A 14,625-nucleotide genomic window follows, 5' to 3' on the forward strand; every position below is an offset into this window, starting at 1 on the left:
ATTGATACGCCAATCACCCCCGCCCTAAGGTAACACCCACGACAGCGAACCCGTGGAGTCACCCATGACAACAACGCAGAATCCACCGCCGCAATGGTCGCGGCGGCGTGCCGAAAAGCAGCGCCGCCTGGACCGGGTCCGCCACCTTGCCGATGGCGTGGTGCTACCTACCGAGCGTATCGTCGAAGCCCTGGAGCTGCTGCTGGCCCCCGGCGACCGGGTAGTGCTTGAAGGCAACAACCAGAAACAGGCCGACTTCCTCTCGCGTTCGCTGGCCAAGGTCGACCCCGGGCGGTTGCACGACCTGCACATGATCATGCCCAGCGTCAGCCGCGCCGAGCACCTGGACCTGTTCGAACGCGGCATCGCCCGCAAGCTCGACTTCTCTTTTGCCGGCCCACAGAGCCTGCGCATCGGCCAGTTGCTGGAAGACGGCCTGCTCGAAGTCGGCGCCATTCATACCTATATCGAGCTGTATTCGCGGCTGCTGGTCGACCTGATTCCCAACGTCACCCTGGTGGCCGGTTTCATGGCCGACCGCGATGGCAACCTGTTCACCGGCCCCAGCACCGAGGACACCCCGGCCCTGGTGGAGCCGGCCGCATTCAGCGACGGCATTGTCATTGCCCAGGTCAACCAGTTGGTGGACCACGTCGATGACCTGCCACGGGTCGATATTCCGGCATCGTGGGTGGATTTCGTGGTGGTCGCCGACCAACCCTTCTATATAGAACCGCTGTTTACCCGCGACCCGCGCCATATCAAGCCGGTGCATGTGCTGATGGCGATGATGGCCATACGCGGCATCTACGAAAAACACCAGGTGCAGTCGCTGAACCATGGTATTGGTTTCAATACTGCGGCCATCGAACTGATCCTGCCCACCTACGGCGAGTCGTTGGGCCTGAAGGGCAAGATCTGCCGCAACTGGACACTCAACCCGCACCCTACACTGATCCCCGCCATCGAGACCGGCTGGGTGCAAAGCGTGCACTGCTTCGGTACCGAACTGGGCATGGAGGATTACATCGCCCAGCGCCCGGACGTGTTCTTTACCGGCCGCGACGGCTCGCTGCGCTCGAACCGCATGATGTGCCAGTTGGCCGGGCAGTATGCCGTCGACCTGTTCATTGGTGCGACCTTGCAGGTGGATGGTGATGGCCATTCATCGACCGTGACCCGTGGCCGCCTGGCCGGCTTCGGCGGTGCGCCGAACATGGGCCACGACCCGCGTGGCCGGCGCCACGCAACCCCGGCCTGGCTGGACATGACCGTGCCTGAAACCCTGCTCGAGCGTGGCCGCAAGCTGGTGGTGCAGATGGTCGAGACCTACCAGGAAGGCGGCAAGCCGACCTTCGTGGAAACCCTCGATGCCGTGGAAGTGGCGAAAAAGGCCGGCATGCCGCTGGCGCCGGTGATGATCTACGGCGACGACGTCACCCACCTGCTGACCGAAGAGGGCATTGCCTACCTGTACAAGGCCCGCAGCCTGGAAGAGCGCCAGCAGATGATCGCGGCCGTGGCCGGGGTTACCGCCATCGGCCTGCGCCACGACCCCAAGGACACCGTGCGCTTGCGTCAGCAAGGCCTGGTGGCCTTGCCCGAAGACCTCGGCATCCGCCGCACCGACGCCAGCCGCGAGCTGCTGGCCGCGCGCAGCATTGCCGACCTGGTCGAATGGTCCGGCGGCCTGTACAACCCGCCTGCACGGTTCAGGAGCTGGTGATGAAAGCACTCGAGTTGCAACCCCACGGGCATCACGCGGTCCTTGTGGGAGCGGGTTTACCCGCGAAGAGGCCAGCCCAGACACCCCAGATCCAACTGCCAGACCACCTGGCCGACCTGGCCATAGAAGCCCTGATCGACGAAGCCGACCTGTCCCCCAAACCCGGCCTGGTCGACCGCCGCAGCAACGGCGCCCACCCCGACATGTCCCTGGCCCTGATGCACGCCTCGGCCCTGGCCCTGTGGCCCTGCCTGCGCAACATGGCCGCAGCCGCCCAGGCCATTGGCACCATCAACCAACCGCTGCGCGCCACCCTCGGCCAGCTCGGCCGCGAAGGCGAAACCGCGATGCTGGCCGCCACCCACGGCGTCAACACCCACCGCGGCGCAATCTGGGCCTTGGGCCTGTTGGTAGCCGCCAAGGCCCTCGACCCCAATGCCGACGCCGGCACCCTGGCCGCTCGTGCCGGGCGCATCGCCCTGTTCGACGACCCGGCCATGCCGCAGCAGCACAGCCATGGCCAGGAGGTGCGCCAGCGCTACGGCACCAGCGGTGCCCGCGAACAGGCACAACAAGGCTTCCCTGCGGTCATCGGCCACGGCCTGCCACAACTGCTGCGCAGCCGCGCGGCTGGCGCAAGCGAGCCGCATGCGCGTCTCGACGCCTTGCTGGCAATCATGGCCGTGCTCAGCGACACCTGCGTGCTTTGGCGCAGTGGCCCAGCCGGCTTGGCCACCGTTCAGCAAGGCGCGCGCGCCGTACTGGCTGCAGGGGGCTGTGCCAGCCTTGCCGGGCGCCGGCACCTGCGCCAGCTCGACCAACAACTGCTGCACCTGAACGCCTCACCGGGCGGCGCCGCCGATCTGCTGGCCGCCTGCCTGTTCCTCGACAAAGCCGGGAGCCTGTGACATGGAAACCCTGACCTTCAATTACCCCGCCGCCGAGCCGGGTCGTGGCCGCACGCTGGTGGGCTGCGTCAGCTCCGGCGACCTCGAAGTGCTGATCGAACCTGGCACTGCCGGCAGCCTGCAAATTCAGGTGGTGACCTCGGTCAACGGCAGTGCCGCGCGCTGGGCACAACTGTTCCAGCGCCTGTTCGAAGGCCGTGCCTGGCCGGCGGTGAACATCGACATCCATGACTTTGGCGCCACCCCTGGCGTGGTGCGCCTGCGACTGGAGCAAGGCTTCGAGGAGATCGCCCATGACTGACACCGCACGCTTGCTGCGCAGCCGCAGCTTTGTCGAACTGGGCGCCCGCCAGCGCGCCCGCGCCATGCTCGACCCTGGCAGCTTCCGCGAACTGCTCGGCCCCTTCGACCGCCTGATGTCGCCGTGGCTGCCACGCCAGGGCATCGTGCCCCAGGCCGATGACGGCGTGGTCATCGCCAAGGGCCTGCTGAACGGGCGCAACGCCGTGGTCGCCGCCATTGAAGGCGGTTTTCAGGGCGGCAGCATGGGCGAAGTGGGCGGCGCCAAAATTGCCGGTGCCCTGGAACTGGCCATTGAAGACAACCGCAACGGCATCCCCACGTGTGCCGTGTTGCTGTTGGAAACCGGTGGTGTGCGTTTGCAGGAGGCCAACCTGGGCCTGGCGGCGATTGCCGAAATCCAGGCGGCGATTGTCGAGCTGCGCAGCTGGCAGCCGGTGATCGGGCTGATTGCCGGCTCGGTCGGTTGCTTTGGTGGCATGTCCATCGCCGCAGGGCTGTGCAGCCACCTGCTGGTCACCCGTGAAGCACGCCTGGGCCTCAACGGGCCACAAGTGATCGAACAGGAAGCCGGTATTGCCGAGTACGACGCCAAGGACCGCCCCTTCATCTGGAGCCTGAGCGGCGGCGAACAACGCCATGCCAGTGGGCTGGTCGATGGCTATGTGGCCGACGATACCGATGCCCTGCGCGAACGCTTGTTGCAACTGCTCGACACGCCTTCCACAGACCGCGCCAGCCAGCACGCCTGGTTCCTCGAACGCCTGGCCCGGTTGGGGGCCGACTGCCCGCCACTGGACGCCGCCGCTGTGCGTGACCTTTACCAAGGAGAAGCCAAATGAACCGTGCCTTGAACTGGCTGCCGGGCCTGGCCGGCGGGCAAGCCTTGCCGGGCTACCCCGCATCGTTACAGGTCATGGACGGCGAACTGGACAACCGCCTGGCGCGCTTCATTGCCGTGGTACCGGATGCCGACAACCCGTTCCCCCGGGCGCGTTCGGGGGAAGTCGGCCTGCTGGAAGGCTGGGGGTTGGCCAAGGCCGTAAGTGATGCGGTAGAGGCAGACCGCAATGGCCAGAAGCGTGCGATTGTCGCGGTCATCGACGTGCCCAGCCAGGCTTATGGCCGCCGAGAAGAAGCCTTGGGTATTCATCAGGCCTTGGCTGGCGCCGTGCAGGCTTATGCCCAGGCTCGCTTGGCCGGGCACCCGGTGATCGGCCTGCTGGTCGGCAAAGCCATGTCCGGCGCCTTCCTGGCCCACGGCTACCAGGCCCAGCGGCTGATAGCCCTGGACGATGCCGGGGTGATGGTGCACGCCATGGGCAAGGCGGCAGCGGCGCGCATTACCCTGCGCAGTGTCGAGCAACTGGAAGCCCTGGCCGCCGAAGTGCCGCCGATGGCCTATGACCTGGCCAGCTATGCCTCGCTGGGCTTGCTGTGGCGCCGGTTGACGGTGGGCAATGCCGAGGCGCCAGGCAGCGCTGACATCGCCCAGGTACGTGCCTGCCTGGCCGACGCCGTGCGTGATATCGGCAATTCGACCGACCTCTCGTCGCGCTTGGCCGGTGAACACCGTAGCGCTTCGCGGCAGGTACGCGAACAGCTGCGCCGCCAGTGGCAGGGCGCTTGAGATGAACGCGCCACGGCCGCACGACCTGCTGTGGGGGATGCCCGTGTCGGCCTTGCCCGCCGAGGCGCCGCAGTGGGCGCGGGACGTATTGGCCAGCGGCCAGCCGGTGGTAGTGCGCCGTGCCCTGTGCGAGGCCGCCTGGGTGGCGGTGGGGGTGCGTGGCCAGGGCCGGGCGCAGCGCCTGGGTGCATGCATGCGGGTTGCCGATATCCAGCGCCAGCAAGGCCCTGAAACGCTGCGCTGGCAAACGCAAAGCCCTTGGCTTGCATTGCAGGCCTTGGCCTCGGTTGCCCCGGTGCTGAATGCCAGCGGCCTGGCCTGGGGACCGACCGGTGGCGTGGGCTACCAGATTGCTACCGGCATCGAGGTGCTCCACGCCGGCAGCGACCTGGACTTGCTGTTGCGCACGCCACAACCGCTGGCCCGCGCGCAGGCGCGGGAGCTGCTGGATATCCTCGACTGTGCGCCATGCCGTATTGATGTGCAGTTGGAAACCCCTGAAGGTGCTGTCGCCCTGCGTGAGTGGGCCGGTTTCGCCCGGCGGGTGCTGCTCAAGTCGGCCCATGGGCCGCACCTGGTCGGCGACCCGTGGGCAACCTTGGGGCGTGCAGCATGAGCAGCCTGTTCGCCTTCCCCGGTCAAGGCGCCCAGCAGGTCGGCATGCTTCAGTGCCTGCCGCAGGGGAGTGCGCAGTTGCTGGAAGAGGCGAGTGATGTGCTCGGCCAACAAGCTTCGGTGCTGGACAGCCAGCAAGCCTTGCAAGCTACCCGCGCCGTGCAGTTGTGCCTGCTGCTGAGCGGCGTGGCCTGGGCGCGCTGGCTGATGCAGCGCAGCCCTGCGCCGGACTACGTGGCGGGCTTGTCGATCGGGGCCTACCCGGCTGCGGTGGTGGCCGGCGCCCTGGCTTTTGCCGACGCCGTGCGCCTGGTGGCACTGCGTGGCGAGCTGATGCAGCGCGCCTGGCCGCAAGGGTATGGCATGACTGCACTCAGCGGCCTGGACCTGGCCAGTGTCGAGCGCTTGCTGGGTGAGGTGGGCGGCGAGGTGTATGTCGCCAACCTCAACAGCGACAACCAGATTGTCATTGCTGGTAGCGATGCGGCGATGGCTGCAGTCGCGGCCAGGGCGCGCAGCCTGGGCCGCGGTGTAGCGCGGCGCCTGGCGGTCAGCGTGCCGTCGCATTGCCCGCTGCTCGATGGCCCGGCAGCGGCGTTGGCCAGCGCGTTTGGCGAGGTAGAACTGCAACGGCCCTGTATCACGTACCTCAGTGGCACCAGCGCACGCCCGATCTTCGACCCGCAGCGCCTGCGCGACGACCTGGCCGGCAACATGGCGCGGGTGGTGGATTGGCGTGCGACCTTGCGCAACGCCTATGAACGCGGGGTGCGCCTGCACCTGGAAATGCCGCCGGGCAGCGTGCTCAGTGGCCTGGCCCGGCCGGTGTTCGAACAGGGCAGGGTGGTGGCGGTGGAGGGTACCCGTTGGGACAGCCTGGACGCGCTGCTGCGCCAGGAGGTGGCTGACCGGCGATGATGGCTGGTATCGCGATGGATGGCACGGGCTGTGCCCGTGTTCGCGGGTGAACCCGCTCCCACAGGTAGTGCACATACCTCGAGTCCTGTGTGATTCCTGTGGGAGCGGGTTCACCCGCGAATGAAGCCAGCGCGGTACTCGCAGGTTTACTGATGGCGAAGAACAACAACAAGCAACTTCGACACTACCTGAGGACAACAACAATGATCATCTATGGTGTGGCACTGCTGGCGGTCTGCACGCTTGCCGGCGTAATCGTCGGCGACTTCCTGGGCGTGCTGCTGGGCGTCAAATCCAACGTGGGCGGGGTGGGCATTGCCATGATCCTGCTGATCTGTGCACGCCTGTACATGCACCGCAACGGCGGCATGAGCAAGGAATGCGAATTCGGCGTGGGCTTCTGGGGCGCCATGTACATTCCGGTGGTGGTGGCCATGGCCGCCCAGCAGAACGTCGTCACCGCCCTGCACGGCGGGCCAGTGGCGCTGCTGGCGGCGATAGGCGCGGTGCTGGTGTGCGGTGTGACCATCGCCCTGATCAGCCGCAGCCATCGCGGCGAGCCTTTGCCTGCCCTTGAACCCACCCCTGAAGCCAGTGCGCAGGTTGCCCCTGCAGGAGGGCGTTGAACATGTGGCCACTTATTGACAATGCCCTGGAACACAACGGCCTGATCACCGCCTTTGCGGTAGTCGGCGGGATCATGTGGTTGTCGGTGCTGCTGTCGAAGTACCTGACCTTCGGCCGCGTGCACGGCTCGGCCATCGCCATCGTCATCGGCCTGGTGCTGGCCTGGGTCGGCGGCACCCTTACCGGTGGCCAGAAAGGCCTGGCCGACATGGCGCTGTTCTCTGGTATCGGCCTGATGGGCGGGGCCATGCTGCGCGACTTCGCCATCGTCGCCACGGCTTTCGAGGTGCAGGCCACCGAAGCGCGTCGGGCCGGCATGATCGGCGCAGTGGCGTTGCTGCTGGGCACGGTGCTGCCGTTCATTGTTGGTGCGGCGGTGGCTTATGCCTTCGGTTACCGCGATGCGGTAAGCATGACCACCATCGGCGCGGGCGCGGTGACCTATATCGTCGGGCCGGTGACCGGGGCGGCGCTGGGTGCCAGCTCGGACGTGATGGCCCTGTCGATTGCCACCGGGCTGATCAAGGCGATCCTGGTAATGGTGTTTACCCCGGTGTCGGCGCGGCTGCTGGCGCTGGACAACCCGCGATCGGCGATGGTGTTCGGTGGTTTGGCAGGGACGGTGTCGGGGGTGACGGCCGGATTGGCCGCGACGGATCGGCGGCTGGTGCCTTATGGGGCACTCACGGCAACCTTCCATACCGGGTTGGGGTGCCTGATGGGGCCATCGATTCTGTACTTCTGCGTACGCGGCCTGGTTGGCTGACAGCAAACGCAAAACCTGGAAGTCCTGCCCAGATCGTTGTAGGAGCGGCTTTAGCCGCGAACACCGGCCTAGCCGGTGCCAACCACCGCGGCGCCTGCTTCGCGGGCAAGCCCGCTCCCACATCGACCGCGCCGACTTCAAGTCATGTGCAGTACCTGTGGGCGCTGGCTTGCCGGCGATGAGGTCGCTCGACGCCACATCAATGCCAGGTGATATCCCCGGTCTGCCGGTGGAACAGCAACTCTGTGAGGGCCTTGGTCATCTGCACATGATGCACCGCATTGACCAGCATGTTGATGCCGGGCTCACCAGCGTTGGCGCAGATGTATTCGTCCAGCGTGTCTTCGATCCCGGACATTAACTGGAGGGCGTGGATCAGGGCGTCAACCGAGGGCATGTCCTGGTTGATGGTGTAGAAGGGGCGGGGCGCAAGCTTTGCGGGTGGGGCGGGTACGAGCTTTTTCATTATGTAATTCCAGCTTCTAGAAGAATGGAACTACCACCAGAATCTTTCTCATGGATTGAGGGTGGCAGCCGTACGCGGGTGTGAGAAAGCCGAGAAGAAGCTAGCAAAGACCCGGCCAGGCGAAAGCCCGCCCACGTACGGCCACCATCAAGGTGCTGCTAGCTTATCTATCGGGTTCTCATGCCCGGTCACCGAAGCGACCCGGAAACGTTATCCTTGGGGTGATTTCCCGACAACAGCGATAGTTCGGCAGCGCGCGTAGGATAATTCCTAAGCGGGTTAATTCTGAAGCATTTGGTTTCATGTTCAGAAATGTCTGACAGGCGATGGGTTTGTCGGCTGTGGGGCGCAGGGCGGGGTATTGGGTCAGGGCAGCCATGTGTCGGCACCACATTTTCGGCGCCTATGAGATCGAGCGCCGCCCGGGCGGCGCTCGATCTCATAGGCGCTGCATGTGTTGTGGCGAACACCTCCGGCGCTCGACCTCACAGGCACTGAATGTGTTGCGGCGGACACCTCCCAACCCCACCACTATCTATAGACAGGCCCTTTGCCCAACCTGAGCCCCACTACAACTACGCCCCTACCTCCTGACCAATCCAGCCAACCCCCGCGAAACCGCCGGAATCCTCAACCCCATCAACACAACACCAATGAAGGCATAAATTGCCCACTCCCGCAGATCCGAGCGCACGATCCACAAAAAATGCAGCAACCCCAACCCCAACACCGCATACACCAACCTGTGCAGCTTCTTCCACCGCGCTCCAAGCCGCCGCTGGCTATACCGGTTCGAGGTAACCGCCAACGCCAGCAACCCAAGAAACCCCAGCGCCCCGACAATAATGTAGGGCCGCTTGCGCAACTCCACCGCCAACTGCCCCCAATCCAGGCCCAGGATAAAGAACAGGTAAGCCAGAATGTGCAGCACAATATAGGCAAACACCCACAACCCCAGCTGCCGACGCACCACAATCCAGCCCGACCATCCCGTCAGCTTCTGCAGCGGTGTCATACCCAAGGTCACCAGCAGGAAGGTCAGCGCCCCAAGCCCCAGGCGATCCATCATGATCTTCCCGGGATCAGGCCCCAACAGATTCATCGCAGCCTCGTACAACCACCACGCGGGGAACAGGCACCCCACCACAAAAATCGCCAGGCGAAACCAGGGATAGCGCATCAATAGTTCTTCCGCAGATCAAGCCCGGCATACAGCGACGCCACTTCATCGGCGTAGCCATTGAACATCTGCGTTTCCCGCACGTTCGGGCTGAACAACCCGCTAGGCAAACGCCGCTCACGCGCCTGACTCCAACGCGGGTGATCTACAGTCGGGTTCACGTTGGCATAGAAGCCATACTCATCCGGCGCCAACCCTTCCCAGGTAGTAGCCGGCCGCTCTGCCACCAGGCTGATACGCACGATCGACTTGATACTCTTGAAGCCGTACTTCCATGGCACCACCAAGCGCAGTGGCGCACCGTTCTGGTTGGCCAACTCCCGCCCATACATGCCAACGGCCAGAATGGCCAAAGGATGCATCGCCTCATCCAGACGCAAGCCTTCTCTATATGGCCAGTCGATCAGGGCGAAGCCCGAGCGTTGCCCCGGCATGTGTTCCGGGTCCTTCAATGTCTCGAAGCGCACGTAGCGTGCCTTGGAAGTCGGCTCGACCTGCTTGAGCACTTGTGCCAAGGGGAACCCCAGCCACGGAATGACCATCGACCACGCCTCTACGCAACGCAGCCGATAGATGCGCTCTTCAAGCTGGTAGGGTTTGACAAAGTCTTCCAGCGCATAGCGCCCGGGCTTGCCGACTTCACCATCCACCACTATCGACCACGGTTCGGTCTTCAGGCTGCCACCATTGGCCGCCGGGTCGCCCTTGTCGGGCCCGAACTCATAGAAGTTGTTGTAGTGGGTGGCATCCTTGAACGGGGTGACCGCTTCACCTTTGACCGTTACTGCCTGCCATTGCGCGGCCGCGAGCTTTTCGCTGAACCAGCCAGGTGCCTTGCCCGGCTCGACATCGGCGTAACGGCTGGCTTCGGCCGCATGCCCAATACCTGGCAATGCGCCCAGGGCCAAACCGGCCAGCGAGCCACCCAACAGGGTACGACGGGAAAGGTAGATGCCTTCGGGGGTGATCTCCGATGCCTTGCACTCGGATGACCGGGGAAGCTTGATGAGCATGGGCGGCTCCACAGCACTGGATAACGGATGTACCAGTAAGACTATGGAGCCGGAAGGTTATTCCAGCGTTAAGCGATTTTCACGCTTTACGCCGGCGTGCCTTGAGCAGGAACTGGATCGGCCCCGATGCCGCGTAGGCGAGGAAGATCAGCAGCAGGATGCGCGGCGGGTCGCTGAACACCACGGCAAACACCAGCACCACGGCCAGAATCGCCACGAATGGCACGCGGCCCTTCAGGTCCAGCTCCTTGAAGCTGTTGTACTTGATGTTGCTGACCATCAGCATGCCGGCAGCAGCCACCAGCAGCGCGACCAGGAACGACAGCTTGGAACCCTGGATGCCGTAGTCGCTGAACGCCCAGACGGTCCCCGCCACCACACCGGCGGCAGCCGGGCTGGCCAGGCCAATGAAGTAACGCTTGTCGGCGGTGCCGACCTGGGTGTTGAAGCGCGCCAGACGCAGCGCCGCACCAGCCACATAGATGAAGGCGACCATCCAGCCGACCTTGCCCATGTCACCCAGCGCCCAGCCGAAGGCCAGCAAGGCCGGGGCCACGCCGAAGGCGACCATGTCCGACAGCGAGTCATACTCGGCACCGAAGGCGCTCTGGGTATTGGTCATACGCGCAACACGGCCGTCCAGGCCGTCGAGCACCATGGCCACGAAGATGGCAATGGCGGCAAAGGCGAAATACTTGCTCGCCTCGCGCGGGTCACCCGCGCTCAGGGCGCTTTGTGCGCTCATCGAACTGATGATGGAATAAAAGCCGGCAAACAGGTTGGCGGTGGTGAACAGGTTGGGCAGCAGGTAGATGCCGCGGTGGCGTACCTTGCGGCCTTCAGCGTCATGCCCTTCTTCAACGTGTTCATCGATCGGTAGCAGGCTTTCGGCGTCGGAGGGCTTGTTCGGCTCTTCGGGACGTTCGCTCATGGAGGGTACCTTGCAACAGGATGGAAAATGTTCGACACGGGCCCACGAAACAGGTTCTGACGGCGGGCCACTGGTCTGCTTTATACCAGAAGCAGACTGCCAGAACGAAAAAACGCGGCCGAAGCCGCGTTTTTCATGTTGCGATGTTACTTAGTTCTTGGACTTGTCGACGATCTTGTTCGCCGAGATCCAAGGCATCATCGAGCGCAGTTGCTCACCGATGATCTCGATGCCGTGCGAAGCGTTGTTACGACGCTTGGCGGTCATCGATGGGTAGTTGGTAGCGCCTTCGGAGATGAACATCTTCGCGTATTCGCCGTCCTGAATGCGCTTCAGAGCGTTGCGCATGGCCTTGCGGGATTCTTCGTTGATGACTTCCGGACCAGTGACGTACTCACCGTACTCGGCGTTGTTGGAGATCGAGTAGTTCATGTTGGCGATGCCGCCTTCGTACATGAGGTCAACGATCAGCTTCAGCTCGTGCAGGCATTCGAAGTAGGCCATTTCTGGCGCGTAGCCAGCTTCAACCAGGGTTTCGAAACCGGCTTTGACCAGCTCGACGGTACCGCCGCACAGAACGGCTTGCTCGCCGAACAGGTCGGTTTCGGTCTCGTCCTTGAAGGTGGTTTCGATGATGCCGGTACGGCCGCCACCCACGCCAGCAGCGTAGGACAGCGCAACGTTCTTGGCGTTGCCCGAAGCGTCCTGGTAGATAGCGATCAGGTCAGGGATACCGCCGCCTTTGACGAACTCGGAGCGAACGGTGTGGCCCGGGGCTTTCGGCGCGATCATGATCACGTCGAGGTCGGCACGCGGTACAACCTGGTTGTAGTGGATCGAGAAACCGTGGGAGAAGGCCAGGGTAGCGCCCTTCTTGATGTTCGGCTCGATTTCGTTCTTGTACAGAGCGCCCTGGAACTCGTCCGGGGTCAGGATCATCACCAGGTCAGCCGCAGCGACAGCGGTAGCAACGTCAGCAACTTTCAGGCCGTGGGCTTCAGCCTTGGCAACGGTAGCCGAACCTTTACGCAGACCGACGGTAACGTCTACACCGGAGTCTTTCAGGTTGCACGCCTGGGCATGGCCCTGGGAACCGTAACCGATGATGGCGACTTTCTTGCCCTGGATGATGGAAAGGTCGCAGTCTTTATCGTAGAAAACTTTCATGAAAATACCCCTGGTTATATCTCGGCCCCTGCGGAGCCATCGCTAATTTTTGAATTTAGATGCTGAGCACTTTGTCGCCACGGGCAATGCCGGTAACGCCGCTGCGCACGGTTTCGAGAATCGATGCGGTGCCGATGGCCTGGATGAAGCTGTCCAGTTTGTCGCTGGTACCGCTCAGCTGTACGGTGTACACGCTGGCAGTCACATCGACGATCTGGCCACGGAAGATATCCGTGGTGCGCTTGATCTCGGCGCGCTGCGCACCGGTGGCCTTGACCTTGACCAGCATCAGTTCACGCTCGATGTGAGCGCTTTCCGACAGGTCGACAAGCTTGACCACTTCGACCAGCTTGTTCAGGTTCTTGGTGATCTGTTCGATCACTTCGTCATGGCCAACGGTGGTCAGCGTCAGACGCGACAGGGTCGGGTCTTCGGTCGGCGCCACGGTCAGGCTTTCAATGTTGTAGTTGCGCTGGGAGAACAGGCCGACCACACGGGACAGAGCACCGGGTTCGTTTTCCAGCAGCAGGGAAATGATATGCCGCATATCAGGTACGCTCCGTCTTGCTCAGCCACATGTCACGCATCGAGCCATCCTTGATCTGCATCGGATAGACGTGCTCACTGCGGTCAACCGCGATGTCGATGAACACCAGGCGGTCCTTCATCGCAAACGCTTCTTCCAGCTTCGGCTTGAGGTCCTTCAGGCTGGTGATGCGGATACCCACATGGCCATAGGCCTCGGCCAGCTTGATGAAGTCAGGCAGCGACTCGACGTACGAGTGCGAGTGACGACCGTTGTAGGCCATGTCCTGCCATTGGCGGACCATGCCCAACACACCGTTGTTCAGGTTGACGATCTTCACCGGCAGACCGTACTGCATGCAGGTGGACAGCTCCTGGATGTTCATCTGGATGCTGCCTTCACCGGTCACACAGGCAACGTCCTGGTCCGGGAAGCTGAGCTTGACGCCCATCGCCGCCGGGAAGCCGAAGCCCATGGTGCCCAGGCCACCGGAGTTGATCCAGCGGTTAGGCTTGTTGAAGCGGTAGTACTGCGCCGCGAACATCTGGTGCTGGCCAACGTCGGAGGTGACGAAGGCATCGCCATTGGTCACTTCGCACAGGGTCTCGATGACTTTTTGCGGCTTGATGACGTTGCCATCGCCCTTGTCGTAAGGGAACAGCTCGCCATTGCCACGCCATTCGTCGATCTGCTTCCACCAGCCATCCAGCGCCGCCTTGTCAGGCTGCTCGCCGATTTCCTTGAGGATGCCGAGCATTTCGCTGAGCACGCTGTCGACCGGGCCAACGATTGGCACGTCGGCCTTGATCATCTTCGAGATCGACGCCGGGTCGATATCGACATGAATGATCTTGGCGTTCGGGCAGAACTTGGCCGGGCCATTGACCACGCGGTCGTCGAAACGCGCACCGACGGCGAAGATCACGTCGGCATTGTGCATGGCCATGTTGGCGGTGTAGCTGCCGTGCATGCCGAGCATGCCGAGGAACTGGCGATCGGTACCCGGGAAGCCACCCAGACCCATCAGGGTGTTGGTGACTGGCAGGTTCAGCGACTTGGCGATTTCAGTCAGGGCTTCGGAGCCACCGCCCAGGATCACGCCGCCACCGGCGTAGACGATCGGGCGCTTGGCCGCGAGCAGCATCTCGGCAGCCTTGCGGATCTGGCCGGAGTGGCCACGGACCGCCGGGCTGTAGGAGCGCAGCTTGACCTTTTTCGGGTAGACGTATTCGAACTTCTCAGCCGGGTTGGTCATGTCTTTTGGAATGTCGACCACGACTGGACCTGGGCGACCGGATTGCGCCAGGTAGAACGCTTTTTTCAGAACTTCAGGGATCTCGGTCGGGTTCTTGATCATGAAGCTGTGCTTCACGATCGGCCGCGAGATACCGATCATGTCGGTTTCCTGGAAGGCATCGGTACCTACCATGGTGCTAGGCACCTGGCCGGACAGGATGACCATCGGAATCGAGTCCATGTAGGCGGTGGCAATGCCGGTAATGGCATTGGTCGCGCCCGGCCCGGAGGTTACCAGCACCACACCGGCCTTGCCGGTGGCGCGGGCGTAGCCGTCAGCCATATGGGTTGCCGCCTGCTCGTGGCGAACCAGGATGTGTTCCACTTCCGGCTCTTTGAACAGCGCGTCGTATACATGCAGGAGAGCACCACCAGGGTACCCGTAGATATGCTTGACGCCTTCGTCACGCAAGAAGCGGACGATCATCTCACCGCCGGATAAAAGCTCCACGTTGTTCACCTCTAAAACGCCAGAATACCGTCCTCACTGGACGGGTCTTAATAGGTTTACTGCCAAGCAGAGCATGAGCGAACGTCAGCACTGACTGAGCAAGTA

At 63.2% G+C, this 14,625-nt stretch carries 16 protein-coding genes; 9 read left to right on the plus strand and 7 right to left on the minus strand.

The genetic code is table 11. The features are described 5' to 3' along the window. The first annotated feature begins 64 nt into the window (after positions 1-64). The 9 genes from mdcA (at position 65) to madM (ending at position 7,490) form a co-directional block, all read left to right on the plus strand. Positions 65-1,726: a malonate decarboxylase subunit alpha gene (mdcA, locus tag IAE39_RS05095; RefSeq protein WP_201199927.1), complete on the plus strand. Its 1,662-nt coding sequence runs from the start codon at positions 65-67 to the stop codon at positions 1,724-1,726. Beyond that, entirely contained in the window at positions 1,726-2,634 is a 909-nt protein-coding gene (locus IAE39_RS05100; protein WP_201199929.1) for a triphosphoribosyl-dephospho-CoA synthase, read from the plus strand. The genes mdcA and IAE39_RS05100 overlap by 1 nt, the downstream gene beginning before the upstream one ends. Position 2,635: 1 nt before the next feature. Next, positions 2,636-2,935 carry a malonate decarboxylase subunit delta gene (locus IAE39_RS05105; RefSeq protein WP_201199931.1) on the plus strand — a complete coding sequence of 100 codons (300 nt, stop codon included), beginning with the start codon at positions 2,636-2,638 and terminating at the stop codon, positions 2,933-2,935. Next, a complete protein-coding gene (locus IAE39_RS05110) occupies positions 2,928-3,776 on the plus strand; it encodes a biotin-independent malonate decarboxylase subunit beta (RefSeq protein WP_201199936.1) in 849 nt (282 codons plus the stop codon). The genes IAE39_RS05105 and IAE39_RS05110 overlap by 8 nt, the downstream gene beginning before the upstream one ends. After that, on the plus strand, positions 3,773-4,564 hold the full coding sequence (mdcE, locus tag IAE39_RS05115) for a biotin-independent malonate decarboxylase subunit gamma (protein ID WP_201199937.1): 792 nt from the start codon (positions 3,773-3,775) through the stop codon (positions 4,562-4,564). The genes IAE39_RS05110 and mdcE overlap by 4 nt, the downstream gene beginning before the upstream one ends. Position 4,565: 1 nt before the next feature. Further along, positions 4,566-5,180: a malonate decarboxylase holo-ACP synthase gene (locus IAE39_RS05120; RefSeq protein ID WP_201199939.1), complete on the plus strand. Its 615-nt coding sequence runs from the start codon at positions 4,566-4,568 to the stop codon at positions 5,178-5,180. Then, the gene (mdcH, locus tag IAE39_RS05125) at positions 5,177-6,097 is read left to right on the plus strand and encodes a malonate decarboxylase subunit epsilon (protein WP_201199941.1); all 921 of its coding nucleotides are present in this window, start codon (positions 5,177-5,179) and stop codon (positions 6,095-6,097) included. Before IAE39_RS05120 ends, mdcH begins: the two co-directional genes overlap by 4 nt. Before the next feature lie 203 nt (positions 6,098-6,300). Beyond that, complete coding sequence (gene madL / locus IAE39_RS05130; protein ID WP_201199943.1) at positions 6,301-6,723, plus strand: malonate transporter subunit MadL; 423 nt, start codon at positions 6,301-6,303, stop codon at positions 6,721-6,723. A gap of 2 nt (positions 6,724-6,725) precedes the next feature. Next, complete coding sequence (gene madM / locus IAE39_RS05135; protein ID WP_201199945.1) at positions 6,726-7,490, plus strand: malonate transporter subunit MadM; 765 nt, start codon at positions 6,726-6,728, stop codon at positions 7,488-7,490. Between the two features lie 199 nt (positions 7,491-7,689). Here the strand turns inward: madM and IAE39_RS05140 are convergent, their stop codons facing one another. The 7 genes from IAE39_RS05140 to IAE39_RS05170 all read right to left on the minus strand — a co-directional run bounded on the left by IAE39_RS05140 (position 7,690) and on the right by IAE39_RS05170 (position 14,520). Further along, on the minus strand, positions 7,690-7,956 hold the full coding sequence (locus tag IAE39_RS05140; protein WP_201199947.1) for a hypothetical protein: 267 nt from the start codon (positions 7,954-7,956) through the stop codon (positions 7,690-7,692). Positions 7,957-8,539: 583 nt separating this feature from the next. Next, on the minus strand, positions 8,540-9,136 hold the full coding sequence (msrQ, locus tag IAE39_RS05145) for a protein-methionine-sulfoxide reductase heme-binding subunit MsrQ (protein WP_201199949.1): 597 nt from the start codon (positions 9,134-9,136) through the stop codon (positions 8,540-8,542). Then, a complete protein-coding gene (gene msrP, locus IAE39_RS05150; protein WP_201199953.1) occupies positions 9,136-10,149 on the minus strand; it encodes a protein-methionine-sulfoxide reductase catalytic subunit MsrP in 1,014 nt (337 codons plus the stop codon). The genes msrQ and msrP overlap by 1 nt, the downstream gene beginning before the upstream one ends. Positions 10,150-10,228: 79 nt before the next feature. After that, the gene (pssA, locus tag IAE39_RS05155; protein WP_201199954.1) at positions 10,229-11,080 is read right to left on the minus strand and encodes a CDP-diacylglycerol--serine O-phosphatidyltransferase; all 852 of its coding nucleotides are present in this window, start codon (positions 11,078-11,080) and stop codon (positions 10,229-10,231) included. Between the two features lie 150 nt (positions 11,081-11,230). Beyond that, positions 11,231-12,247 (minus strand): ketol-acid reductoisomerase, encoded by a 1,017-nt coding sequence (gene ilvC / locus IAE39_RS05160; RefSeq protein WP_167070086.1) that lies wholly within the window; start codon positions 12,245-12,247, stop codon positions 11,231-11,233. A gap of 55 nt (positions 12,248-12,302) precedes the next feature. After that, positions 12,303-12,794 (minus strand): acetolactate synthase small subunit, encoded by a 492-nt coding sequence (ilvN, locus tag IAE39_RS05165; protein ID WP_003250040.1) that lies wholly within the window; start codon positions 12,792-12,794, stop codon positions 12,303-12,305. Position 12,795: 1 nt separating this feature from the next. Beyond that, the gene (locus IAE39_RS05170) at positions 12,796-14,520 is read right to left on the minus strand and encodes an acetolactate synthase 3 large subunit (protein ID WP_201199956.1); all 1,725 of its coding nucleotides are present in this window, start codon (positions 14,518-14,520) and stop codon (positions 12,796-12,798) included. Positions 14,521-14,625: the final 105 nt, after the last annotated feature.

Source organism: Pseudomonas sp. S37, from assembly GCF_016658545.1.
Lineage (GTDB): Bacteria > Pseudomonadota > Gammaproteobacteria > Pseudomonadales > Pseudomonadaceae > Aquipseudomonas.